At 47.6% G+C, this 24786-nt stretch carries 23 protein-coding genes; 21 read left to right on the plus strand and 2 right to left on the minus strand.

What is annotated here, in order from left to right:
- Nucleotide 1 precedes the first annotated feature (1 nt).
- Nucleotides 2-1504: an HlyD family secretion protein gene (locus BLCOC_RS01780; RefSeq protein WP_115624181.1), complete on the plus strand. Its 1503-nt coding sequence runs from the start codon at nt 2-4 to the stop codon at nt 1502-1504.
- Complete coding sequence (locus BLCOC_RS01785; RefSeq protein ID WP_115624182.1) at nt 1501-2589, plus strand: ABC transporter permease; 1089 nt, start codon at nt 1501-1503, stop codon at nt 2587-2589. The genes BLCOC_RS01780 and BLCOC_RS01785 overlap by 4 nt, the downstream gene beginning before the upstream one ends.
- On the opposite strand, the gene BLCOC_RS01790 is transcribed toward BLCOC_RS01785, so the two are convergent.
- Nucleotides 2528-3133, minus strand: coding sequence for a maltose acetyltransferase domain-containing protein (locus BLCOC_RS01790; protein WP_018594682.1), 606 nt, complete (start codon nt 3131-3133; stop codon nt 2528-2530). The two genes, BLCOC_RS01785 and BLCOC_RS01790, sit on opposite strands and share 62 nt — an antisense overlap.
- 21 nt (nt 3134-3154) lie before the next feature.
- Nucleotides 3155-4495, minus strand: coding sequence for an MATE family efflux transporter (locus BLCOC_RS01795; RefSeq protein WP_165907250.1), 1341 nt, complete (start codon nt 4493-4495; stop codon nt 3155-3157).
- 116 nt (nt 4496-4611) lie between these two features.
- Between BLCOC_RS01795 and BLCOC_RS01800 the strand changes: the two genes are divergently transcribed.
- From BLCOC_RS01800 to BLCOC_RS01890, 19 genes are all read left to right on the plus strand, one after another.
- The gene (locus BLCOC_RS01800) at nt 4612-5505 is read left to right on the plus strand and encodes an AraC family transcriptional regulator (protein WP_029470769.1); all 894 of its coding nucleotides are present in this window, start codon (nt 4612-4614) and stop codon (nt 5503-5505) included.
- Between the two features lie 172 nt (nt 5506-5677).
- A complete protein-coding gene (locus BLCOC_RS01805) occupies nt 5678-5869 on the plus strand; it encodes a hypothetical protein (protein WP_131918347.1) in 192 nt (63 codons plus the stop codon).
- Between the two features lie 50 nt (nt 5870-5919).
- Nucleotides 5920-6270 carry a PadR family transcriptional regulator gene (locus BLCOC_RS01810; protein ID WP_018594678.1) on the plus strand — a complete coding sequence of 117 codons (351 nt, stop codon included), beginning with the start codon at nt 5920-5922 and terminating at the stop codon, nt 6268-6270.
- Nucleotides 6257-7486 (plus strand): permease prefix domain 1-containing protein, encoded by a 1230-nt coding sequence (locus BLCOC_RS01815; RefSeq protein WP_115624185.1) that lies wholly within the window; start codon nt 6257-6259, stop codon nt 7484-7486. The genes BLCOC_RS01810 and BLCOC_RS01815 overlap by 14 nt, the downstream gene beginning before the upstream one ends.
- Nucleotides 7487-7751: 265 nt before the next feature.
- Nucleotides 7752-7970, plus strand: a complete 219-nt coding sequence (locus BLCOC_RS01820; protein ID WP_115624186.1) for a protein pyrBI — start codon at nt 7752-7754, stop codon at nt 7968-7970.
- Nucleotides 7971-8121: 151 nt separating this feature from the next.
- Nucleotides 8122-8820 (plus strand): hypothetical protein, encoded by a 699-nt coding sequence (locus BLCOC_RS01825; protein ID WP_165907249.1) that lies wholly within the window; start codon nt 8122-8124, stop codon nt 8818-8820.
- Between the two features lie 418 nt (nt 8821-9238).
- Nucleotides 9239-9961 carry a GntR family transcriptional regulator gene (locus BLCOC_RS01830; RefSeq protein WP_115624188.1) on the plus strand — a complete coding sequence of 241 codons (723 nt, stop codon included), beginning with the start codon at nt 9239-9241 and terminating at the stop codon, nt 9959-9961.
- Nucleotides 9958-10737: a fructoselysine 6-kinase gene (gene frlD / locus BLCOC_RS01835; protein ID WP_115624189.1), complete on the plus strand. Its 780-nt coding sequence runs from the start codon at nt 9958-9960 to the stop codon at nt 10735-10737. Before BLCOC_RS01830 ends, frlD begins: the two co-directional genes overlap by 4 nt.
- Nucleotide 10738: 1 nt before the next feature.
- Nucleotides 10739-11458, plus strand: coding sequence for a GntR family transcriptional regulator (locus BLCOC_RS01840; RefSeq protein ID WP_115624190.1), 720 nt, complete (start codon nt 10739-10741; stop codon nt 11456-11458).
- A 139-nt stretch (nt 11459-11597) separates the two neighbouring features.
- Complete coding sequence (locus tag BLCOC_RS01845; protein ID WP_029470760.1) at nt 11598-12623, plus strand: SIS domain-containing protein; 1026 nt, start codon at nt 11598-11600, stop codon at nt 12621-12623.
- 277 nt (nt 12624-12900) lie between these two features.
- Nucleotides 12901-13926 (plus strand): LacI family DNA-binding transcriptional regulator, encoded by a 1026-nt coding sequence (locus BLCOC_RS01850; RefSeq protein WP_029470759.1) that lies wholly within the window; start codon nt 12901-12903, stop codon nt 13924-13926.
- A gap of 15 nt (nt 13927-13941) precedes the next feature.
- Complete coding sequence (locus tag BLCOC_RS01855; protein WP_115624191.1) at nt 13942-17070, plus strand: glycoside hydrolase family 2 TIM barrel-domain containing protein; 3129 nt, start codon at nt 13942-13944, stop codon at nt 17068-17070.
- 15 nt (nt 17071-17085) lie between these two features.
- The gene (locus BLCOC_RS01860) at nt 17086-17976 is read left to right on the plus strand and encodes a carbohydrate ABC transporter permease (RefSeq protein ID WP_029470757.1); all 891 of its coding nucleotides are present in this window, start codon (nt 17086-17088) and stop codon (nt 17974-17976) included.
- The gene (locus BLCOC_RS01865) at nt 17976-18815 is read left to right on the plus strand and encodes a carbohydrate ABC transporter permease (RefSeq protein WP_018594667.1); all 840 of its coding nucleotides are present in this window, start codon (nt 17976-17978) and stop codon (nt 18813-18815) included. Before BLCOC_RS01860 ends, BLCOC_RS01865 begins: the two co-directional genes overlap by 1 nt.
- 40 nt (nt 18816-18855) lie before the next feature.
- Nucleotides 18856-20142, plus strand: coding sequence for an ABC transporter substrate-binding protein (locus tag BLCOC_RS01870; protein WP_115624192.1), 1287 nt, complete (start codon nt 18856-18858; stop codon nt 20140-20142).
- A 66-nt stretch (nt 20143-20208) separates the two neighbouring features.
- The gene (locus BLCOC_RS01875; protein WP_161626219.1) at nt 20209-21567 is read left to right on the plus strand and encodes an MATE family efflux transporter; all 1359 of its coding nucleotides are present in this window, start codon (nt 20209-20211) and stop codon (nt 21565-21567) included.
- Nucleotides 21568-21627: 60 nt separating this feature from the next.
- A complete protein-coding gene (locus BLCOC_RS01880; RefSeq protein WP_115625522.1) occupies nt 21628-22668 on the plus strand; it encodes a M20/M25/M40 family metallo-hydrolase in 1041 nt (346 codons plus the stop codon).
- Between the two features lie 7 nt (nt 22669-22675).
- The gene (locus BLCOC_RS01885) at nt 22676-23566 is read left to right on the plus strand and encodes a DMT family transporter (RefSeq protein WP_115624193.1); all 891 of its coding nucleotides are present in this window, start codon (nt 22676-22678) and stop codon (nt 23564-23566) included.
- A gap of 85 nt (nt 23567-23651) precedes the next feature.
- The gene (locus tag BLCOC_RS01890; protein ID WP_029470755.1) at nt 23652-24644 is read left to right on the plus strand and encodes a LacI family DNA-binding transcriptional regulator; all 993 of its coding nucleotides are present in this window, start codon (nt 23652-23654) and stop codon (nt 24642-24644) included.
- The last annotated feature ends 142 nt before the right edge of the window (nt 24645-24786 follow it).

The following is a 24786-nucleotide window of genomic DNA, read 5'->3' on the forward strand; positions in this document are numbered from 1 at the left end:
TATGAGAAAAAAAGCGGGAAAAGCAGTGATATATTTTTTAGTGCTGATGCTGTGCTGTACTGTGGCTGCAAGGGCAGCCTCCTCTATAACGGTTGCCAAGGTAAAGACGGCCAAGGTGGGGAAGGGGGTGCTGACCCAGCTTGTGACAGGCAGCGGTACCGTAACGGCAAAAGAGCAGTACAGCCAGTCTCTGCCGGAGGGACAGAAAGTGAAGAAGGTCCTTGTGAAACCCCAGACCACAGTGGAGGCGGGGCAGGCCCTGATTCAACTGGATATGGATTACCTGGCAGAGAAGATAGAGGAAAAGAGCAGAGAGATAGAAAAGCTGAACCTGCAGTTGGAGCAGCAGAAGCTGGCAGGCCAGGAGGATGCCCGCACGCCGGAGACGGCACAGGCACAGATTGCTTTGAACAACGCGGAAATACTATTGGAACAGGCCCAGGCGGATTATGATCAGGCAGCAGCAGAGTATGAAAACCTGGCAAATGATCCTCCGGCAGCAGACAGCGGCCAGACACAGGACAGCGGCCAGACACAGGACAGCGGCCAGACACAGGACAGCGGTCAGGATGTTGACCAGGGCGAAGGCCCCGATACAGCGGGGCAAACATCCCAGGGCGGAAACTCTTCCGGAGCCGGGGAATATGAAAAGTGGGAGCAGGAGGTACAGGCTGCAAAGGATAAAATGCAGAGTGCCGCAGACACATTAAACAGCCAGGCCATCTCTTATAATCAGGCAGTGGAGCAGTATGAGCTGGCAAGCCAAAATGAGGCAAACGCCAGGCAGAACGAAGAAAAAAAGAAAAAATCAAACACCCTCACAGTGGAGGGGATACAGGTAGATATAGAAGGCGCCCAGGCAGCGCTTAAGAAACTGACAGATATCCAAAATGCGGAGGGCATCGTAAGTGCGGCATCCTCCGGCATTTTCCAATCCGCAGGTGTGACAGAAGGTGATGTGACTGCAGGGACAGAGCAGATCATCATCGCATCGCAGGCCGCAGAGGCAAAAGGACTCATTGACCAGGTGGACGTGGGGAAAATACAGGAAGGCGATAAAATAAACATAAAGTTTTCAGGAAATACAGACACTCTGGAAGTTAAGGCAGAGAGATTTGAACAGGCATCTGCCCAGGAAACATCATCTAAGGAAGAGGAGGGACAGGCAGGATCGGGCGGAATGGTCTGGTATGGACAGGCCGGTGAAAAAGAGCTGAAAACAGGTACATCTTTTACCTATGAGGCAAGTAAAGAATCAGGTTCTTATGAACAGGTAATACCTTTGAGCGCCCTGCATCAGGTACAGGGACAGACATTTGTACTGACGGCAGAGGCAAGAGACGGTATTTTGGGACAGGTGTACACCGCGATTTCTGTTCCGGTAACCGTTTTGGATAAGGATGATAAATCTGCTGCTGTGAAGTCGGCTTTAAACAATAAGAGCCTTATCATAGTAGAATCCAGTAAATATGTGGAGGAGGGAAATCAGGTACGGTTAGAGTGAGAAAAAATGAAATAAAGCTTACACTGGCGGCAGTTATCATGGCACTTTTTGCAGGAATGGGAATTTCCTGTTACAGCAGTCTGAAAAAACAAGCTGCAGGGGAGCTGGGATTTGTGTACCGCAGCCCATCTGTGACCAGGGAACAGATGGAAACCTGGTGGCAGAATGCCGGAGAAGATGAAAGAAAGTATATAAAAGATATGACACTGTGGAAATCGCCGGAGGAGGTAAACGCGGTTCATACGTCTCTGGGCCGGAGTGCAAAGGCACAGTTGATCAGGGCAGCCGGGAATATGAATTTGATCATGCCCGGTAAACTGTGCCGGGGAAGTCTGGTGAGCGATGGTGACAATGCCGGATGTGTGATCAGCAGGAAACTTGCGCAGGCGCTTAATATAGACGAAACAGGGGGAAGTATACAAGTAGCGGGAAAACAGTATCTGGTCAGGGGAATCCTGGACAGCAGGGATACTGTCTGCGTCATACAGGGGGAGAGCGGAACCTTATACAACAGGGTACAGGTACAGTTTAGAAATATGCCGGCATCTGGCGCGGAGCGGATGCTCTCGGGACTGCTTCCGGGAAATGCGGATGTGAAGTCAGAGGGAGATTTGTTCCGGGGACTGGGGGGCCTGTTCCTTATGGCCCCCCTATGGGTTTTATTTGTAATGTCAGCAGTCAGGCTGCACCGTTTTTACCGGGACTCCGGATGGAAGAATTGGGTGAAGGAAGTCTGCAGTATTTGTTTTCCGGTGGCGGTGATAGGCGGAATCGGCATACTGGTGCTTATCAGCTTTCACTTTTCAGATGATTATATCCCGGGTGCCTGGTCGGATTTCTCCTTTTTTTCCAGACTGGCATTAGAGAAGGCAGAGGACGTGAGGGTGCTCATGACCCAGGCCCTTGACTACCGGGACAGGGATATGCTGGTATGGACCGCAGGGTGTATGCTTGCAGGCAGTGCATGTTCTGTGATCATTCTGAAGTTTCCCCGTTGTAACAGTACAGGCAGACGGAACTGTCTTAATCGTTTTCGCCGTCCACCCGTCGGTTTTTGTAATAATAAATTAAATCATCATCCGTAATTTCCCGCAGCACTTTGCATGGGTTTCCCACAGCAATGCAGTCTGCGGGAATATCTTTTGTCACGATACTACCGGCTCCGATGACGGAATTGCTGCCAATGGTCACTCCCGGCATGATGATGGTACCGCTTCCGATCCACACATTGTCGCCGATGGTCACAGGGAAGGAATACATCTCCCCGTGAGGGCGCAGTTTATAGTGCACAGGATGCCCGGTAGCGCTGATGGTAACATTAGGGGCCATGAGAACACCGCTGCCTATATTTATAATATAATCATCCACCAAGGTTAAATTGGAGTTGATATATGTATTGTCACCAATGGAGACCGTTTTGCCGAATGCCAGTGTTAGCGGCGGCTCGATCCATACATCTTTTCCCAGGGAACCAAAGATTTGGGGCAGCAGAGCCATTCTTTTTTCTTTTTCCTCAGGTCTTGTATGGTTAAAATCATAAACCAGCCCCCTAGCCTTAACCTGGGCTGCCATAGCCTCAGGTGTGTCTGTCCAGAGCAGTCCTTTTGCTTTTCTTTCTTCCATTGTCATAGTTAGTGTTCCTCCTTAAAATTAAATGGTTATATTTTTCAGCCATTTTTTCCCCTTATAATGTTTCAGGACAAACGGCGTCTTTACCAGTTCGTGCAGATTCATAATTATGTAAACCGTAACCGGGGGGAGTTTCCAGACAAATCCCAGAAAGAGTCCTATCAGCACAGAGTAACCCCACATTACCAGAAAATCACAGTACAGACCAAAGCGTGTATCTCCCCCGGCGCAGAAAATGCCGCAGATGGCAGTGTTTGTAAAGGAAGCAAGCACTGCGTTTAAGGCCAGCAGCAGATACATACTGTTTAGATCCAGCAGGGCCTGAGGGGAGAGACGGACAATATCCGTCACCACAGGTTTTAGAAGAAGCATGACAACAGCACCTGCCAGGCCGCTTATGAGAGCTGCCTTCATAAGCTTTGATGCGTCTTTTTGAGCTTTACTGTAATTACTCCTTCCCAGTTCCTTGCCAAGCAGGACAGCGCCGCCCTCGGCAAACCCGAAACATACTACCGTAGCCAGTCCCTGTACCACAGAGGCCACAGAGTTGGCCGCCACAATGTCAGAGCCAAGATGCCCCATTATGGCAGAGAGAACGGCGGTAGCGCCGCCCCAGACAAAGCCCTCGGCGGTAACGGGGAGGGAATACTTCAAAAAGTTTCTGCTGAGGATACCTCCGGCGTCGTGAAAATCCTCCCGGGAGAGGCGTATTTTTTTTATGATGCCGGCATCCAGTCCGCACAAGCAAAGCTCCGCTGCTCTGGAAATGACAGTGGCTATGGCAACCCCGGTCACGCCAAGCTTTGGAAAACCCAGGAGGCCAAAGATAAATACAGCATTCAGGATCACATTGGCCGCCAGCGTTACAGAACCGATGGCCGCGCTTCTGCCGACCTGCTGGATGGATTTGAGGATACACAGGTAAATCTGTGACACTCCCATAAAGAGATAGGAGAAAGCGATAATACGCAGATACTCTGCTCCTGTGGTGATCAAATCCGGTTCTGACGTGAAGATATGCATAAGCTGTCTGGGCATGCAGAAGGCCAGAACAAAGAAGAGCAGAGAGACTCCCATGGAAAAGCGAAGTACAACCAGGGTGAGACGACGGATGGAGGCTGTGTCATTTTTACCCCAATACTGGGATGACATGGCTGTGGTGCCTGTCCGCAGTCCCACATAGACCAGATTCAGCACAAACTGCACCTGGTTGGCCAGGGAAACGGCGGAAAGAGATGTTTGGTTGACATAACTCAACATAAGCACATCAGCCGAACCCACAGCCGTAGTGAGAAGGCTCTGCAGAACTATGGGAAATGTGATAAAAAGCAGGGATTTAAGAAAATCATCTTTTATTTTCAATATTGGCTCCTTGTGAAAAAATATATTTATAGATATAATTATATTAACTTTTATTGTGTAAAACTTTAAAAATATCTATCAAATATTATAAAATATTGACGAGAAGGGAGAAACCTATGTCGGAAAAAAGTGTTCCTGTGGACAAGGAGCTGTATTCCACGCTTTCTATTGGCACATATTCCTTTCCCGCAGAGATTTTCCATGATGATCTGGATGAGTATGCCAATAATTTTGTGAACTGGCATCAGCAGAAACAGGTGGAGATATCGCTGATCCTGGAAGGCGAGGCCTGGGTACAGGTGTTGGAGAGAAAAATCAAAGTGGGAGCAGGTGAGGCTTTTCTGGTATTTCCCGACGCGCTCCATACGCTGAAAAAGGGTGATGGTAAGAGTGCCAGATACCGGACGATTATTTTTGACCCTGTGATGCTGTATGGATATAAAGGCAGTTTTTATTATGAGAAATACTACCGGACATTTGCGTCGGCGCAGCCATTTTATCATTTTGCAGATACGGGAAAGTCATGGGAGAGGGAAGCGGTGGAGGATCTGTCCTGGCTCTTTGCCCATTTCGGAGATGCCTCCCATCACAGGGAGCTGTTGATCTGTGAACGGCTGCAAAGGCTGTGGCTTACCATGTGCCGGAATTTGTTTGACAACCGGGGAGATGTAGACTACAGCATACAGGAGCAGCAGCGTACAACTGTGCTGCTTAACTTTCTCCACGAACATTACAGGGAGAAATTTACGCTGGATCAGCTTGCTGCCTCTGCGCATATCAGTAAAGGGGAATGCTGCCGGTTCTTTAAAAAGATGATACATATGACACCATGGGAATACCTGCTTGAATACCGGCTCTCACGGAGTCTGGAGCTTTTGGATAAGAAAGATTTGAGTATTTCGGAGATTGCGGAGATGACCGGGTTCAGCACAGTCAGTTACTATATTACTGCATTTAAAAAGAAAATGGGAGATACACCGCTTGGATACAGGAAGAACAGGCTGAAATAATGAAAGCTGAAAAAATGACAGAAAGCCTTTACAGAGGGAGTATATCGTAGTATTATATAGATGGACGATATATAGATAATCTATATATTTAAATTGAACAGAAAAGGAAAAAGAAACAAGTTTTTGTTTCATAAGAAGTTTGTCAGAAAGTTTAAAAGGGGGACTGATGTTTATGAGAACCAGGAGAGGAAAAATAATATTGAGCATTGCTGCTTTATGTTTCAGTATTTTGTCGGCCTCCATAGGGATGGGGTTACTGGCGGATTCCGGTTTGACTTTCGGAATGCGGGTATTATGCGGTATCTGTTTTATGTGGGTCCCTATATTTGTGATCGCTTTGATCAGTACCTTGTTTAAAAAATAGAGATTCGGAACAGAAAACTACAGCAGCATGATCAGAAAGGAGGAACAGCGATGGAATCAAACAAACTGGACAAGAGTCTGTTGTCAGGCAGCACAACGCTTCTGCTTCTTCAGCTTCTCTCAGAGCGGGAAATGTATGGATATGAGATGATAGAGACACTGAGAGACAGATCTCAGAATGTGTTTGAACTGAAGGCGGGAACGCTCTATCCCCTTCTGCACGGGCTGGAGGAAAAGGGATTTCTGGAATCCTATGAGAAGGAAGCAGGCGGAAAGACCAGAAAATACTACAGGATCACAAAAAAAGGCCACAGGCATTTGGATGGAAAAAAGGAAGAGTGGGAGACGTACGAGACGGCAGTCAGACGTGTACTGGGAGGGCCGGCCTATGAAGGTTCATGAATATCTGAAACTAGTGGAAGCGCAGATCCACTGTAAAAGTATTTGGGAGGATATCAGGCTGGAACTGCTGGGCCATATTGAGGAGGATACAGAATATTTCCGGAAAAAGGGTTTGAGCCAGGAAGAGGCAGTGGAAAGAGCAGTGGAGGAAATGGGAGATCCGGTGGAGACAGGGATTGAGCTTGACAAAGTGCACAGGACTCGGCTGGATGTGAAGCTTCTGCTGTTTTTTATAGGGATCGATCTGCTGATACAGGTTCTGATGATCATATATTTTGGATTCGGTTTGAGTGATGAGATGGGAAGAAATCTGATCATGTGGCGGGGGCTGGGGATTTTCTTTCTGCTGATGTTTTCTTTCGGAAAGTACAGGGGAGAATATTTTTCCAGGCCGTATCAGCTTTGGATGCTTTTTTTTATAATCAGCGGCGTATTCTTGGTACTGAGTATTTTCAGCGGCCCCTTCGAGGGCACAGGATTTCATGTTACAGATACGGCATATCAGAGTATGCTGTTCAGCACAGCCGCAGGTTTTTGTGTTCTGACTTTCTATTACCGGAAAGGGGGATATGGCGAAGTACACCGGCTATTGGGAATTGCCGGGCTTGTATGTCTCTTAAGCTTGATCTCAGGGGAGTTCTTTTATACATTTTTGATCATATTGACCCATGTATTGATACTCACGATAGCAGTGCGAAGAGGATGGTTTCACATCAGGAGACGGGAATTCCTCATAAAAATCTGGAGTGTTCCGGTGGTGCTGTCTCTCATTGGAGCGGGAATGATATATAAAGGCTTCAGAGAGCATCTGGTAATGCGCAGTATCCGGGCATACCTGGAACTGGATGACACACCGGGAATCCTGATGCGGATGTTTGGCAGTGCGGGGATTTGGGGGATATTTTTTATGATACTGCTTATAGCAGGTGTTTTCCTGTGGATGCTGCATGATATTAAAAAACTGACCAACCAGTATTGTAATATTCTGTGTATCGGCGTGCTGATCGCGTTTGTTATGATGGTTTTGAACTCGGTACTGGCTATGATGGGATTTGGCGATACAGATCAGGTGTTTTTTCCGTTTTTCTCTGTGAACAGATACAGTAACGGTTGTGCGGTCTATGTCTATTATATTCTTGTGGGCACATTCCTTCATATGCACAGGCATGATAAAGTCCTGCCTAAGGCGGAGATACCTACTAAGAAAGCGGTCTGACAGAGGATGGATTTCATATACTGCATATTATTTATTCGGAGGTACAGCTCGGTGAAGTAAAACGTAATTGTACAAAATACACAAATAATGACCAAAATATAGTTATTACATGTGCTGAAATTGTAGTAACTGACGAAAAATGCTTACATGAAATTTTTTAAAGTGGTAAAATTAAATTAAATCGTAACGACTCAGAAGTTTAGCTCATCACTGTTAGAGTACACTGAGCAGTTACATTAATTCAAAGAAAAGGAAGTCATTTACCATGAAGAGGATTACGAGCGCATGTTTATCTCAGACCATTAGGTTTGAGGCATTTACACCCCAGGAGGTGAAGGCGGAGTACGATTTGTACCTGAAGAAGCTGGATGCCAAGAATACAAAGTATGTAATTGATGATTTCCAGGATAACAGTCATGGTGTTATTACTGTGAAGATCAGAAAACAATATAATACTTACCATACAGGTGAATATTTAGAATAATGAAAAACGGCTGATACGGCGGGCTGCCTGTCAGCCGTTTTGCGTTGTGGCGGATGTTCCATATCTGTGCATCACGAAGAAAATATATCTTTTTATTTAAAGGTTTGTTATACTCCATATATGAAAGAGGATTGAGTGGAGGGGAAAAGGTATGGACAGGAAAAATATTTATAAACTGTTCTATGGTGCTGTGCTGCTTTTGGTCTTAGGGTTCTGCGTAAGGGTGGGGGCGGATTTTTTTGAGTATAATGTAAGCAATTCTGCGCCGTTTTATATTTACGTGATCATGCGGGGCCTTGAATTTCTTTTGCCGGGCTTGGTTTTGTTTCTGGCGGCAGGAGTGGTTAAGAAAAAGTACGGGAATGCAGAGGAACGGACAGAGACGGGCAGAATACGGTTTCTGTTTTTGGTTTTGGCAGTCGTAGTAGCTGTCTATACAGCATATGGATTTGTAACAGATATATATATTAATGACTTCATAGATAGGCATTTAAGAAGTCATGTTACAATAATAGGAGGTGCTGATGGGCCAACTTCAGTTTTTGTGGCTTATAACATTCCCATGATTGGAAACTGGATGATGTCAGGCGGATTCACGCTGGGGTGTATTGATGCTTATCTATACATGAAAAGCAAAAGCAGGAGAAGATCCAGTCTGATATTGCCGGTGATCGCTTCTGCTTTGGGAATCCTTGGAGCAGGAATCTGGATTTTTAGATTTTGGGATATTTTTCAATACTGGGAGATGACCTGGGAGTACAATTTTCCTGCGGTTTTAATGCTGCTAGAATTGGTACTGCCAATAGTGATACTCATTTTGCGGATAAAACAAGTAAAGAATATATTATGACCTTTGGCCTATTCCTTTTGGCATTGCTTACATTCGTTTTTACGTTTTGTAAGTAGCTACATAGAAAAACCACCCTGATACTTGGCAGTTGAGAGGGTGGAGTTTCTATCTTCATATTCAGCCAACCCCTTGTGGGCGGTTGTTTCTTTTATATTTATATCATAACAAATTATTATAATTAATTCAAGATTTTTTGTCGTATACAGTTTTGGTATACTCAATTCAATAAGTAAATTCTTTTACCACCTCACAAAATATTATCTAAAATCCCCAACCCATATTATATAGGAAAGTAAAATCTCATTTACTATGCATATTCACCATATTTTTCATCTGCTCTTGCTCTTCCCCTCTTTTGTGTGTATAGTCTGCGGTATAGAAAAACACATGATTGGTATACAAAGAGAGGAGGGATATCATGCGCCGGGATAAGTTTTACCTGTCGGATAGGATCAGGGAATACCTGGAAAGTGCCCATATAAAAGAAGACCAGCAGCTTCCCTCTAATGAGAAGCTGGCAGAGCAGTTTGGCGTGCAGAAGGGAACTGTGCGTGTTGCGCTGGAACGGCTGAAAGAGGAAGGGATCGTGTACAGCGTAAAAGGCGTCGGGACATTTGCGGCAAAAAAGAAGATACTCAGAAACATGGAACGTTTTGAATCTTTTTCCCAGATGGCACAACAAAATGGAAGCACAGTGGCCACGAAATTGCTGTCCTGCCGGGTGATCACAGCGGGATATACACTGGCAGAGGAATTTAACCTGCCTCCCTGGGCGGATATCACAGAGATCATCCGTCTCCGAAAGGTAGACGAGGAGACGGCAGCCCTGGAAATCTCCCATATCCCCGCGTATCTTGTTCCCGAACTGGAAAGCAAGCCCCTGGCCGGTTCCCTGTACGGTATTTTGGAACAGGAATACAGAATCCGCCTGACACAGGGGAAACAGACCATGACGGTCAGGGCAGCCGACGAGAAGGAGGCAAAGCTTTTGAAATGCAGTCAGGGAGACGCGCTGGCAGTGATGGAAATGCGGGCATTTGACCAGGATGGACAAAAGGTGGAGTATGCCTGCTCCCTCACAAGAGGCGACAGGTGTAGGTTTACCAGTATTTTAAGGATGGAGGAGGGTGAAAGGATATGAGATTGGCAGCGATCGGTGACAACTGCGTGGATTTCTATGAGAGACAGGGATGGGCCTATCCCGGCGGAAATGCAGTAAATGTGGCTGTCTACGGACGGCAGCTTGGTATGGATACTGCGTATCTGGGATGGATCGGAACAGACAATTTTGGAGATATGATGCAGGAAAAGCTGAAGGAGCAGGACGTGGAAACGGTCCGTATGCAGAGAAAAGAGGGAAAAACAGCAGTCACATACATAGAGCTTTTGGATGGTGACAGAAAGTTCGGGGAAGATTTCCTGAATGTTCTGGAAGGGTTTCAGTTGTCTGATGAAGACTTGCAGTATCTGGCAGATTTTGACTGCGTACACATGGCGGTCTGGGGACAATGCGACACCTGCCTTGGCAGGATTCCGCATAAAGTGAAGATTTCCTATGATTTTTCAAACAAGTACGGGGAACCCAAAATAGAAAAACTGGCTCCCTATATCGATTATGCCTTTTTCTCCTGTGGGGAGGACAATACCTCTACCAGGGAGCTTTTGAAACGGGTGAAGGAGCTGGGAGCAGGCTGTGTAACCGCCACACTTGGGGAAAACGGCAGCGTGGCCTATGACGGAAAAGAATTTGTCACCAGCGGAATTGCGGGTACAAAAGTGGTGGATACCCTTGGAGCGGGGGATTCCTATATTGCCGGATTTTTAAGCAAAGCACTAAAGGGCGAACCGCTGAAAAACTGCATGGAGGCCGGGGCGAAAAAAGCCGCCCTCACCATCGGCCATTTCGGAGCCTGGTAATATGGGGAGCAGTGACCGTTTCGTGTACCCCCGTATAGCAGGGGCTATCCGAAAGAAAATAGAAGACAGGGAATACCCTCTGGGCAGTAAAATACCTTCAGAGAGGGAATTGGCGGCAGAGTTTTATGTAAACCGTATGACGGTACGCAGGGCACTTTCCATACTGGAGAGCGAAGGACTGATACAGAGAAAGCGGGGATCCGGCACTTTTGCTTCCTCTGTGCCGAGAAAAGGAGATGTGTGCCGGCTCTGCGGTTTTACACAGACAATGAGGGAGCAGGGCAGAAAGGCGGGCAGCAGGATACTGACATGGAGAATGCTGTCCTGTGCGCCTGTGTATTCCCGGATGGAGGAACAGACAGAGGGCAGAGGTGTGCATGAGATCGTTCGTCTCCGTCTGGGCGATGATCTTCCTGTGTCCGTGGAATATACGTATGTCCCGGCAGATATTCTGGGAGATGTGCACTCCTGTAATCCGGAAGCTTCCTCTCTCTATGAGATCATGGAACAGAGAGGTGTGCAGCTCCATGAGTCCAGACAGGAAGTGACTATTATAAAAGCAGGAAAAAAAGAAGCAAAATGGCTTGAAATACCGGAGGGGAGCAGTGTTTTTCTCTTTACGTTCCAAACATATGACAGGCAGGGAAGGGTGGTGGAATACTGCAGAGCCTATATGAGAACAGATAGAGTGAAACTGGAAATAGAACTGAAGCAGTTATAGCAAAATGCTGCACTGCCAGTAAGGTTCCATGGCAAAAGGCAGTGTTCAACTATTTGCCTTACTCCGGACAAGATAAAAAATATGAGAAAGAAAGGAAAAGTAACTAGGAAATGCACTGAATAGTTACAGGAAAAAGAACATGTTAAATTTAAACAAAGAAGAGGTACACTTTTTAGTAACAGCGGATATGAAAAAAGAGGTGGCAGATTTTTTGGAGACAGTGGATGCTAAAATAGCCCCCATTCTGACATATATTAGGGAGAACCAGGTGGAGCGCATCTGTTTTGCAGGCTGCGGCAGCTCCAGTGCTGCGGGCAGCACGGCAAAATACCTGGCGGACAAATACACAACACTGGCAGTAAATGCCTACACCGGATGGGAATTCATAGATTCCATGCCGGTCTATGGAGGCAGAAAAATGCTGGCAGTGTTCATCTCCCAGTCAGGTACAACAGAGGAGATTGTAAAAGGCCTCAGAAAAGCCAAAGAACAGGGGATCACCACAGTTGGAGTCTGTGACCGCCGGGAGGATAATCCACTGGGTCAGGAAGCGGATTACGTGGTAGATTATCACGCGGAAGCCATGTGGGAATGTCAGCTCGTTGCCCTTTACACCCTGATCGCCCGGCTGTCCCTGGAACGCGGGGAGAGTACAGAAGTCATGGAGCAGATACTGTCTGATATGAAGCGCCTTCCGGAAGTGCTGGGACACCACATTGAAACATTTGAGGAGAAGGCTCTGGAAATGACAAAACCTCTGCGGAATCTGAAAGGCTTTTACACAGTATCAGCCAGTTCCATGGTACCCCTTGCCTATAAAGAAGGTGTTATCACCGGAATGGAGTTTCTCTGGTCCCACGGTGCGGTAATACAGGCCGGTGAATTCCGTCACGGTCCTCTGGAGATTGTGGAATCAGGCGTTCCGTTTTTATTTTTAGTGCCCACAGATTCATCCAGAGCAATTACGCAGAGGGCACTGCAGTTTGTAGAGCGGTGGAAAGGCACAGCCATCGTACTGGACTACGCGGATTTTGCCATGGGGCTTCATGCGGATTTGGCACCCTTTGTCATGTTCGTGCCTCTGGAGTGGTTCTGCTACTATTTTTCTGTGGTGAGAGACCACAATCCCGATGACCGGAGATATTACGGTGTGGTGGAGTATTGATATAGTAAATAAATTTACTAGTTAAATAAAAATGGGCTGCTTTTAACCATAAGCAGCCTATTTCTTTTATATATATTTACTAAATATACGGGGGATGTATTTATGTAAAAGTAATAAAAATATCAGATATGCACAATAAAAACGGAAAAAAACCAAATGTATTGTTGACAAATTCCATTGTTTCGAGTATTGTGAGGATGTAAGGAATACAAATAAATTTACTAAATAATAAATATAGTAACTAAACTAAAGGCATTAAGTAAATAAGAGGTGGGATATGGCTACAATACGGGATGTTGCACAGAGAGCCGGAGTATCTGCCGCATCCGTATCCAGGGTTTTGAAGAATGACAGTACATTTTCTGTGTCGCAGAAGACAAAGGAAAGAATCCTGGAAGCAGCAGGCGAGCTGGGATACAATCGGTGTTTTGAATACTCTGCCATTCAGGGAACAAGAGGTACCATTGGTGTCATGCTCCTGTACGGTGAGGAAGAGGAAGTGGAGGACAGTTTTTACCAGGTGATCCGTATGAACATTAAAATGGAGCTGGAGAAGAACGGTTTCAAGGTAAAAGAGGTGTTTGAGCCCATGCTGGATGCCAACGCGTCCAGGATCGCCGGTTATCAGGGACTTGTCTTTGTAGGCTACTCCACCCTCTGGTACCAGAAGAAGACCTTCCGCAGAGCTGTGCTGGATTCAGGACTTCCTGTAGTATGTGCTGACTTTCAGCTAAAAGACGAGAAGCTGGAAGCCGACTGTGTGGTGAATGATTTCAAACAGGCTGTGAAAAAAGCTTTGGACTTTTTTCTGAAGAAAGGATATGACACCATTGGATATATGGGAACCTATGGGCTGGAAGTCAACGGGAAGATTTACAGAGATGAGCGTTTCCTGTATTTCCGGCAGAGAATGAAAAGCTTGGAAAAGTACGATGAGAAATACATTTACCTGGCCCATTCCAATCACACCCAGTTCGGATACCGGCTGGGAAAAGAGATCATCCGGCGGGGAAGACTTCCCAGAGCCGTATTTGTGGAGAACGACACCATGGCCATCGGCTTTTTAAAGGCGCTGGGGGAGGAGAAAATATCTGTTCCCAATGATGTGGCCATCATCGGCTGTAATGATGACCAGGCAGCGTCGTTTGTGACACCGGCACTCTCCACAGTGAAGCTGCACAATGATCTCATAGGAATGATGGCAGCCAAAACTTTGATGGAATGCCTCTGGACCGACAGGGAACGGGGACTGAAAATAGTGGTGCCGAATCAATTGATACTCAGGGATAGCTGCCCTGAATAGAAGAAGGGGGAAAACATGGAATATTTATACAGACACAGGGATTGGAGCAATATAGAAGTGCTTGGCAGGAACCGCCTTCCGGTCAGACCGTTTTACTGCGGTTATCCGGACAGGGGATCTGCCATGAGAGGAAAAAGAGAGGAGAGCGGGAATTTCCGGCTGTTAAACGGGCAGTGGAAATTTGCCTATTACGGATCACCTTTTTATGTTCCTGACGAATGTGTGCAGGAGACCTATGATGACGGAGGATGGGATACCATGCCGGTTCCGGGACACTGGCAGCTCAATGGTTATGACTCCCCTCACTATAATGATGCCATTGCGCTGTTTCCCATACTGGATGATCCGGGGATACAGGCGGATGATCCCACCGGTGTTTACCGTCATGTGTTTCATGAAGAAAAGCAGGAGGACAGAGAGTATATCCTGCGATTTGACGGGGTGGAGAGCGCGTACCATGTATGGCTCAACGGCATTTTCATAGGATACAGCCAAGGTTCCCGCAACACCGCGGAATTTGATGTGACAGAGGCATTGAGGAGCGGGGAAAATGTACTGGCAGTAAAGGTTTATAAGTTCTGTGACGGCAGCTACCTGGAAAATCAGGATATGTGGTGGTTTGCAGGCATTATCAGAGACGTGAGCCTGATCCGGAGACCAAAAGTACATATGCTGGACTGCCGTATCATATCGGAACTGCTGCCAAAACAGCAGGATACACATACCTGTTGTTTGGAGGAAACAAAGGGAAGGCTAAAGCTGGAAGCCGTTCTGGAGAATCATACAGAGGATGAGGCTGTAATTACCATAGAGACGGAATTGTTTGACGGAGAACAGGTTATTTATCAGAATATCCGCAAGATATGCAGTAAGAAAGGAGAAACAGAGTATCTGACGGAGACAGAGCTGGATGCCGTACGCCCCTGGTCAGCAGAACAGCCTGCTCTGTACCGACTGGTCATCACTTTGAAGAGGGAAGAGGAAGTGGTGGAGTCCTATGGCGAATGGGTGGGATTCAGAAATATCTGTCTGAAGGACGGCCTGTTTTGGGTCAACGGCAGAGCCATTAAGCTCAAAGGCGTAAACCGGCACGACTGGAATGAAAAGACAGGCAGATGTATAACAAAAGAGGACATGCTGGCTGATCTGTATCTGATGAAGCAGAATAATATCAATGCAGTGCGTACCTCCCATTATCCGCCGCACCCGGACTTCCTGGATCTGTGTGACCGCCTTGGGTTTTATGTGATGGAGGAGGCTGACCTGGAATGCAACCAGATGGCATACACCAAAAATATGAACCGGCTCAGTGATGATACCCTGTGGGAGGAAAGCTATGTGGACCGTGCCGAGCGCATGGTGAGAAGAGACAAGAACCATCCCAGTATCCTGTTCTGGTCACTGGGAAATGAATCGGGATTCGGGAGCAGCTTTGTAGCCAGCGGAAGATTTATAAAATCCTATGACCCAACCAGACTGGTCCATTATGAGGAAGACAGGGACGCCTCCATTGCGGATGTTTACAGTACCATGTACACAAGACATAAAGCGCTGGAAGACCTGGGAAGGGACGTCACCAAGAAGAAGCCTCATGTAGTTTGTGAATACGCCCATGCTATGGGAAACGGCCCTGGAGGATTGAAGGAATACTGGGAAATCTTTGAACGGTATCCCAGACTTCAGGGGGGCTTTATCTGGGAATGGATCGATCACGGAATCAAAAAATGCGACAGTGACGGTGAAGGCTGTTATACATACGGCGGTGACTACGGAGATTACCCAAACAGCGGCGCGTTTTGTTGCGACGGTCTGGTACAAGCTGACAGAAGACTCACACCCGCTATCCTTCAGGTGAAAAAGGTGATGGAACCGGTGACATTTTCCGGGTTTGATAGAAACACAGGGGAAATCACAGTTCACAACAAATATGATTTTACAGATTTGTCCCAATTGGAAGGTACATTCAGGATCCATACCCTGCAGGAAACTTTACTGGAAGGAAAAACAGACCTGACCGGGACCGCGCCCCATGAGAGCAGACGCATCGGGTTGTATGATCCCAAAGACACAGAGGACTGGACAGAGACACAGGATATCTGGCTTACGATATCCGTGAGGTGGAGAGAAAAACAGGAGTGGTCACAGGAAGAGCACTGCGAAGCAGCGTTCCATCAGGAATGTATAAGAGAAGGGAAAGCAGAATGTCCGAAGACCTCCGGCACCGAAGACACAGAGGCAGGCGGCCTTCATATAACTGAAAAATGCGGAACTATATATATAGAAGGTAAAAACTTTACCGTCGAATTTGACAGAGTACACGGATATCTCAGCGGCTATATCCTAAACGGGGAGCGCCTGATTAGAAAAGGCCTGGGCCTGAACTTCTGGAGAGCACCTGTTGACAATGATAAGAACGCAGCAGAGATCTGGGAGAAGGCCATGCTGAAATCCATGACTAACATGGTGGAAAAGGTGACGGTGAGAGAGCGGGAACAGATGGTATCAATCTCTGTTTCGCAGATATACGCCCCTATTACTCTGGATTGGAAAGTGATCGTACATGCGGAATACAGCGTAATGGCTGACGGTCTGGTAACTGTAAAATACAGCGGCGTACCCACAGGCGTACAGCTTCCTGAGAGTTTCCCGCGGATCGGCATGCGTTTTGAGCTTGACAAAGCCTGTGAACAAGCAGTCTGGTACGGCAGAGGTCCGCTTGAGACGTATCGGGATTGTAAAGAGGGAAATCCTGTGGGGTGCTGGGAAAAACAAGTAGAGGAGTTTTACTTCCCCTATGTGGTGCCGCAGGAGACAGGAAATCATGAGGATACCCGCTGGGCGGCATTTCTGACGGAGTCGGGAAATGGAATCTGTGTAGCATCAGAAGAAGTATTCTCTTTTGGAGCACTGCATTATACCCAGGAAGATCTGACACAGGCTTCCCACACAAATGAGCTGCACAGGACAGAACATATCCAGTTGTCCGTAGACTATGCGCAGCATGGATTGGGAAGCGCCAGTTGGGGCGCCGAGTGTCTAGAAAAAGACAGACTGCATCCAGAACCCTTTGCTTTTACCTGGAAGATTTTCGGGGCAGAGAGGGAAAAGCTTGCAGACAAGGCGGAGCAATACAGGAGAAGGTAAGAAAGGAAGGCAAAAATGGCTGGGGGAAAAGAAAGAAGAAAAAACTTTGTGAACAAAAAAACTGCGCCGTATGTATTTTTACTGCCAATGATAGTCCTGTTCGGGGTGTTCATGGTCTATCCGGTAATAAAATCTCTGGGGCTGAGCTTCTATGATTTTGAGGGTGGGGAGTACCTGTTCTGCGGAATCAACAATTATGTGACCATGTTCAAGGACCCGGTATTCTGGAAATCTCTGGGCAACACCTTTATCTATCTGGCGATTCAGGTGCCTGTCATGGTGATCCTCTCCCTGATACTGGGAGTGCTGGTGGAAGAAAACTTCCTGAAATTCAGAACCTGCTACCGCATCAGCGTTTTCCTGCCGTCCGTAACAGCTCTGGTTGCCTATGCCATGATCTTTAAACTGCTGTTTAATACAGATTTTGGTCTGGTAAACCACATTCTCCGTTCTATCGGCTGGAACGGTGTGGACTGGCTGAATTCCGTGTGGGGTGCAAGGGCAGTTGTTGTCATGGGTATTACCTGGAGGTGGACCGGCTATAACACCATTATCATGATCGCCGGGCTGAAAGGAATTCCCACAGAGCTTTACGAATCGGCGGATATGGACGGCGCATCCTTCCTGCAGAAATTTTTCCGGATCACTGTTCCTATGGTAAAATCCATTATCCTGTTTGTTAGTATCACCTCCACGATCGGAACCCTGCAGTTGTTTGATGAGTCCTTTGTACTGACAAAAGGAGGGCCGGATAATGCTACCATAACCATTGGGCATTATTTGTACAACACCGGATTTTCGTATTATAAATTCGGGTACGCGGCGGCGCTCAGTTATGCACTTGTGGTTATCATAGGCATACTGTCCTTTGTCCAGTTCAAGGCTACAAATGGAGGTGACAATTAGTGAAATCAACAGGAAAGAAAATAAGCGGACGCAAGGTTTTCACCTATGTGTTTCTGACAATAGCAGCACTGATCTCCCTGTTTCCTTTTTACTTCATGTTCGTGTCCGCCACGAACACCAATGCGGAAATTCTCAGTGCGGCTCCGAAATTGTTTTTCGGTTCTCATCTGGCAGAGAACTTTGCCAATCTGAACAAGAAAATGGACCTTATCAGAATTCTGACGAATTCCACCATTATGACGGTCAGTTATACGGCTCTTGCCATTGTGCTGCATTCCATGGCGGGATATGCGCTGGCAAAGTTTGAATTTAAGGGAAAAGGCCTGCTGTTCGGCCTGATCATGATAACCATGATGATTCCTGCCCAGGTAATGTATGTGCCGCTGTTCACTCTGATGAACAATATCGGCTGGGCCAATACCTATCAGGCAGTGGTGCTTCCCGGTCTTGCCGGGGCCTTCGGCATCTTCCTCATGCGTCAGAACATGCTGGCATTCCCCACCTCTTTGATAGAGGCAGCCAGGATAGACGGCTGCGGGGAAATCGGCATTTTCCTGAAGGTTGTGCTCCCTTCCCAGAAACCTGCGGTGGGCGCTCTGGGAATCTATATGTTTATGAGTATGTGGAATAACTTTATGTGGCCTTTGATCATTCTCAGCACAAAATCAATGTACAATTTCCCGGTAGCCTTGGCTATGCTGGACGGTGTTGCGTGGAGAAAAGACTACGGTGTGATCATGCTGGCAACCGTCTGCGCGGTTCTGCCTATTATGATAATCTTTCTGGTATTCCAGAAACAGTTCGTGGCAGGTGTCATGGGCGGTGCGGTAAAAGAGTAGTGTATCTGGCTCTGTAAAAAATTTCAAGGAGGAAGTAAGTATGAAGAAGAAACAAGCAGCAGCATTGGTAACAGCAGCAGTGATGGCATTGTCCCTGACAGCCTGCGGCGGAACAGCAAAGGAGGAATCCGGTGACAAGGAAAGCGGCCTCTCCGGAGAGATCACCATCTGGAGCTGGGATGTGGCACTGGCCCATCTGGAAGAGTGGTCAGAGAAATTCCAGGAGGAGAACCCAGATGTGACCTTTAATTTTGAGGAGATGGGCGTGGATCAGGTATATCAGAAGATGACCACATGCCTCCAGTCCGGTATTGGCCTTCCGGATATTGTCTCCATTGAGGGCGAGCAGATGGCAAAATTCGGAGAGAAATTCCCCGGAAAATTTGAAGAGTTCACAGACATGATCAATCCTGACGATTTCTTCCCCATTAAAATGTCGGAGTGTACGGTTGATGGAAAAGTCATAGCATATCCTTGGGATTCTGGCCCGTGCGGAATGTTTTACAGAAGTGACCTGTTCGAGCAGGCGGGGATCAAGGCAGAGGATATTGTGACATGGGATGATTTTATCGAAGCGGGAAAAGTTTTAAAAGAAAAGACAGGGGCTGACATGCTGTGCATGGCGGAATCCAGAAATGATACCACATACAGACTCCTTATGATGGAGGGCGGCGGTTTCTATTTTGACAAGGATGGCAATACCCAGGTGAACTCCCAGGCATCCATACAGGCAATGGAGACCTGTAAGAAAATGTACGATGCAGGTATCACCTTCAATAACTCCTCATGGGATGACATGGTAGCCGGTATGGGCGCGGATAAGTTTGCATGTATCGCGGACGCTGTTTGGATGGTAGGCTCCATCAAAGACGCAGTTCCTGATCAGGACGGCAAGTGGGCGGTTATGCCTCTTCCCAAGTTCCAGGCAGACACAGACAGCCAGGGTGCGTCAAACGGAGGCTCTGTTCTGGCTGTACCTTCAGCCAGCAAAAGCTCAGAGGCTGCAAAGGCATTTGTAAAATTCGTTATGGAGGACGTGGATGCCAATGTGGAAGGGTTCCAGAATTACGGTCTGTATCCCTCTTACTTAAAAGCGCTGGAATCAGACGTGTTCAAAGAGGGTGATGAATTCTTTGGCGGACAGGAAATTTTTGACCTGTTTACAGAGATTGGAAAAACTGTTCCTCAGGTAAACTATACAGCTAACTTTGCGGAAGCCCTGGAGATGTCCAAGAACTCCATGGCAAAAGTTATGCTGAACAACGGTGATCCCACAGAGGTTCTGAATGCAGAGCAGGAGGAAATGAAAGCAAAATTCGGCAAATAAAATAAATTGGGAAAACGGGTGCCCGGATGTCAGAAGGCACCCGTTTTCAAAAGGATGGAGGTTTCTGTGTACGGGAAAAAGGCTATAAAACGGGAAATTTATCAAATCATTATTCCCATGATACTGGAAAACATACTTCAGATCTCAGCTAACCTGGTGATCACGGCTATGGTGGGGCGTCTGCTTGCAAATGATATTTCCGCACAGGGAATCTGTATCCGGATTACTGATACCTTATGGTGTTTTTACAAAGGTGTGGCAATAGGAGCCACGGTATTGATTGCCCGGGCATATGGCGGGGGCAGACATCAGGAGTGCAGGAAGATCGCGGAGCAGACCATGTTGACAGAACTGATCATTGTACTTGTCTTCCAGGTGGTGCTGTATTTTCAGGCACCGCTTTTTCTGGGATTTTTCTCTAAGGATGCCCAGATCCTTTCCCTGGCCCAAGGGTATATGAAGACGATCGTGTTCGGATTTCCCTTTGTAGTGATCATGACAGTGGTCACTGCGTCTTTTCAGGGATACGGCAATACCAAGGTGCCCATGTATATTGCAGTGCTCATGAATGTGGTCAACATTGTGTGCGGTTACTGCTTTATCTTCGGCGCATTCGGTATTCCGGGAATGGGGATCAAGGGAGCGGCAGCGGCTCTTGTGACGGCCCAGGCAGTGGGCGCGTGCACCGGACTTTATCTGCTGTACAAAAAGAAAGGCGGGCTTTTCCGGAAAATGCCTGCGGCGCACAGGTTTTTCAGTTTGGACAGAAAATGCGTTTACGAGATATACACAACAGGGATTCCCGCCGCGCTGGAGAGTATGTTCTGGCAGTTCTCTGCCATAATTTTGAGCAAGGTCATTCTGTTTTACGGAAATCAGGCCTTTGCCGCATACCAGTTAGGCATCCAGGCTGAGGAGATCACAGAGATGCCGGCTATCGGATTCAGCACAGCGTCCACCACGCTGGCGGCAAGAGCCATCGGCAGGCAGGATGAAGAGCTGAGGAAGATATATTTTAAGGAGCTGCTGAAGGTGGGAGTTGTTATCAGCTCTGTCACTTCCCTGCTTCTGATCCTTCTGCCAAGATTCTTTATGACGCTGATGACAGATAAGCCTGAACTGCAGGCCATTGGTGTTGTGTATGTGTTTGTTATGGGATTTATCCAGATTCCCCAGAACCTGTCCAGGATATACAATGGAACCATCAGGGCTATGGGATATAAGAACGCGCCCATGCTGGTGGCGGGATTCGGTATCTGGATCGTCAGGATTCCCCTGTGTATACTGGCCGCATACGGGCTGGGACTTCCCATCACGGCTATTTGGATCATCATTGCAGTGGATCAGATATCCAGGTTCCTGCTCAGCGCAGGCCTGTATTACCGGATCAGCAAAAAGCGGGAGCGTACGCTGGAGACAGCGTAGCGTGTGTTTCAGGATCTCAGGAATTGGGTTCAGAAACACGCAGAGGGAAAGGAGGAAAAAATGAGCAGAGAATTTTTATACGAGCTGCTTTCAACAGCATCCGTCTCGGGATTTGAGGAGGATATACAGAGAAAAGTTATTAAGTATGCAGATGAGTTTGCGGATGATATTTATACAGATGAGATCGCCGATGTGGTGAGTGTCATAAACCCCGCGTCAAAGATAAAAGTCATGCTGTCTGCCCATATGGATGAGATTGGCCTGATGGTGTCACATATTACGGAGAAAGGAATGCTCCATGTATCCAAAGCCGGGGGTATTTATCCGGATACTTACAAAGGCCAGAAAGTCAGGATCATGCATGAGGGAAACGTGGTATACGGCGCGGTCCGCAACCACAGTTCCCTGAATAAAAAAGAGACGGAGATCACGGATCTTATCATTGATATCGGAGCGGTTTCAAAAGAGGATGCAGAGCGCGCGGCAGCGCCGGGGGATCCGGTGATATTTGACACAGATCACAGGGAGCCTTTAAATGACCGGCTCTGTGCCCGGGGGCTTGACAACCGCCTGGGCGGTTACATCATAATGGAAGCTGCCAGGAAAGCAAAGGAAAAGGGATGTACCTGCGGTATCTACGCGGCAGCAACGGTTGGGGAGGAGCTGACTAAACACGGAGCCTCCTGGTGTGCCGCCCGTATCGCCCCGACCTTGGCTGTTGTGGTGGATGTGACCTATACCAGTGACTATGAGGGTACAAGAGCCATTGAGAACGGAGAGATACTGTTAGGCGGCGGGCCTGTATTCCTGCAGAATTCCTTCAGCCATAAAATGCTGGTGGAGCGCCTGAAAAAGGCGGCGCAGGATCTGGAAATAAGCTTCCAGTGGGAGAATGGCTGCGGCAGGACCTGTACGGACGCGGATGCCATCCATGTGACAGGCCGCGGAATTCCCACCACAGTCATGTCTATTCCCCTCCGCTATATGCATAATCCCGCAGAGGTGTGCAGCATGAGTGATGTGCAGGCCTGTATTGATGTGCTGGCGGAATTTTTGTGTGGTATCGGGCCTGAGATCTGTCTCAAGCCGCTGGAAGTGTGAGGTGGTTATGAAAAAATACACGGCAATCATGGGGCTGATCGTGGTAACGGTGATCTGGGGAGGAGGATTTGTAGCCAGTGATATGGCTCTTGACAGCCTTCAGCCTTTTCAGATCATGGCCATTCGTTTCCTTCTAGCCTCTGTGCTTATGGGCGGGATCAGTATCCGCAGTCTGAAAGGGATAAAAAGAGAGGAACTGACAGCGGGAGCGCTTATGGGGGCAGCCCTTTTTGTTGGATTTTCTCTTCAGATCATAGGTCTTCAGTACACCACACCGTCTAAGAACGCGTTTCTCACGGCAACCAATGTGGTGATCGTGCCTTTTATCGCATTCCTGATCTGCAGGAAAAAGATAGGACTGAGGGGGATCGCGGGAGCGGTGCTGGCCATTGCGGGAGTCGGTCTTTTGTCACTAGACAGGGATCTGTCTCTGGGGTTGGGAGACGGGCTGACGCTCATATGCGCAGTGGGATTTGCATTTCAGATTTTCCTGACCAGTGTATTCGTGAAGAAATACAGGGCATCTGTTCTGAATTTTATCCAAATGTGCACAGCAGGTATTTTGTCTCTGGCATTCATGGCAGCCTCCGGACAGGTGCATTTTCAGATCACCGCAAAGGGGTGGGGAAGTGTACTCTATCTTGGTATCATAAGCACAACCATATGCTATCTTCTCCAGACCGCGTGCCAAAAATATGTGGATGAGACTAAGGCGGCTATTATCCTGTCCATGGAGTCGGTCTTCGGGACGCTGTTTTCTGTGATGATCCTCCATGAGAGGATCACCCTGCGCATGGTAGTGGGCTGTATTATAATTCTGACGGCTGTTATTCTGGCTAATTCCGCGGCGGAGGAGGCAGGCGCGCCGGGGGCAGAGGCACAGGATATGCGAGAATAATCCGTTGCGGGCTTTGGGGCGATATGGTAAGATAATGCTAAAACGTATGGAAAGTGAAATTGTATCATACAGAGAGGTAACTAAGATGGCTACAATAAAAGACATCGCGGATCAAACCGGATTCTCCACAGCAACCGTATCCAGGGTTTTAAATTATGATGATACGCTGAACGTGCAGGAAGAGACCAGAAAGAAGATATTTGACACTGCCAGGGAGCTGCAGTATCAGCTGAAAGAGAGAAAAAGCAGAAAGCGCCGCCCGGCAGTGGGGGTCTATTACTCCTATTCCAGGGAAGAGGAGCTGCGGGATATCTATTATCTTACGGTCCGGCTTGCGGTAGAGCGGAAGCTGGAAGCAGAGAATATAGAGCGCCGTCAGATACAGAGTCTGGATGAGCTGAAGGATCTGAGCAGTCTTGACGGTCTTTTGTGCCTTGGGACATTCAGCAGAAGTATGGTGAAGCAGATAGATATATTTGGAAAGCCCACGGTATTTCTGGATGCCATGCCCAAAGGGGAGAGATTTGACTGTGTAGTCAATGATCTGGCCGGCTCTGTGGAAGCGGTCATGGACTATCTGACAGGGCTTGGACACAGGAAAATAGCCTTTATCGGCGGCTCTGAAACGGACAGGGACGGAGAGGAAGTGTATGACAGCAGAATTGCGGCTTATAAAGAATATATGGATCAGATAGGGGAATTCAGGGAATCCCTTGTGAGACTTGGAAGATTTACGCCGGAGGACGGCTATGTGCTGTGTCGGGAGCTTCTGGAGGAAAAGGAGAGGCCAACGGCTGTCTTTGCCAGCAATGATGCTCTGGCAGTGGGGTGCTACCGGGCGATCAGCGAGCAGGGACTGCAGATTCCGGGGGATATCAGTGTGGTGGGATATAATGACATATCTGTGGCCAACTATCTTGTGCCTTCCCTTACCACAGTACGGCTTCATATGGAACTTTTAGGCGAGGAGGCAGTCCGTATCCTGGAAGAGCACATAGCTTCCGGCCGGGAAATCGGTCTTAAGATCATCGTTCCAGCCAGACTCATTGTGCGCGACAGCGCAGGCAGAGTAAAATAAAAAATGCTTGGTATGTTCCATACAAAAATGATGTTTTTAAATTTTCTATTTTTGTAATTCGGTACTCTATCATCTTTTGTCCTGATTGTCTACAATAATACTTAACTGGTATGACAATTGGGAGATGTCCCGAATATACAGG

This window comes from Blautia coccoides (assembly GCF_034355335.1).
GTDB lineage: Bacteria > Bacillota > Clostridia > Lachnospirales > Lachnospiraceae > Blautia > Blautia producta.

Coding starts and splice junctions, on each gene's coding strand:
- BLCOC_RS01805 (WP_131918347.1), top strand. CDS start 5,678: ATGAGAACCAGGAGAGGAAAAATAATATTGAGCATTGCTGCTTTATGT.
- BLCOC_RS01815 (WP_115624185.1), top strand. CDS start 6,257: ATGAAGGTTCATGAATATCTGAAACTAGTGGAAGCGCAGATCCACTGT.
- BLCOC_RS01885 (WP_115624193.1), top strand. CDS start 22,676: ATGAAAAAATACACGGCAATCATGGGGCTGATCGTGGTAACGGTGATC.
- BLCOC_RS01850 (WP_029470759.1), top strand. CDS start 12,901: ATGGCTACAATACGGGATGTTGCACAGAGAGCCGGAGTATCTGCCGCA.
- BLCOC_RS01880 (WP_115625522.1), top strand. CDS start 21,628: ATGAGCAGAGAATTTTTATACGAGCTGCTTTCAACAGCATCCGTCTCG.
- BLCOC_RS01830 (WP_115624188.1), top strand. CDS start 9,239: ATGCGCCGGGATAAGTTTTACCTGTCGGATAGGATCAGGGAATACCTG.
- BLCOC_RS01870 (WP_115624192.1), top strand. CDS start 18,856: ATGAAGAAGAAACAAGCAGCAGCATTGGTAACAGCAGCAGTGATGGCA.
- BLCOC_RS01780 (WP_115624181.1), top strand. CDS start 2: ATGAGAAAAAAAGCGGGAAAAGCAGTGATATATTTTTTAGTGCTGATG.
- BLCOC_RS01840 (WP_115624190.1), top strand. CDS start 10,739: ATGGGGAGCAGTGACCGTTTCGTGTACCCCCGTATAGCAGGGGCTATC.
- BLCOC_RS01845 (WP_029470760.1), top strand. CDS start 11,598: ATGTTAAATTTAAACAAAGAAGAGGTACACTTTTTAGTAACAGCGGAT.
- BLCOC_RS01855 (WP_115624191.1), top strand. CDS start 13,942: ATGGAATATTTATACAGACACAGGGATTGGAGCAATATAGAAGTGCTT.
- BLCOC_RS01825 (WP_165907249.1), top strand. CDS start 8,122: ATGGACAGGAAAAATATTTATAAACTGTTCTATGGTGCTGTGCTGCTT.
- BLCOC_RS01890 (WP_029470755.1), top strand. CDS start 23,652: ATGGCTACAATAAAAGACATCGCGGATCAAACCGGATTCTCCACAGCA.
- BLCOC_RS01820 (WP_115624186.1), top strand. CDS start 7,752: ATGAAGAGGATTACGAGCGCATGTTTATCTCAGACCATTAGGTTTGAG.
- BLCOC_RS01810 (WP_018594678.1), top strand. CDS start 5,920: ATGGAATCAAACAAACTGGACAAGAGTCTGTTGTCAGGCAGCACAACG.
- BLCOC_RS01800 (WP_029470769.1), top strand. CDS start 4,612: ATGTCGGAAAAAAGTGTTCCTGTGGACAAGGAGCTGTATTCCACGCTT.
- BLCOC_RS01860 (WP_029470757.1), top strand. CDS start 17,086: ATGGCTGGGGGAAAAGAAAGAAGAAAAAACTTTGTGAACAAAAAAACT.
- BLCOC_RS01790 (WP_018594682.1), bottom strand. CDS start 3,133: ATGACAATGGAAGAAAGAAAAGCAAAAGGACTGCTCTGGACAGACACA.
- frlD (WP_115624189.1), top strand. CDS start 9,958: ATGAGATTGGCAGCGATCGGTGACAACTGCGTGGATTTCTATGAGAGA.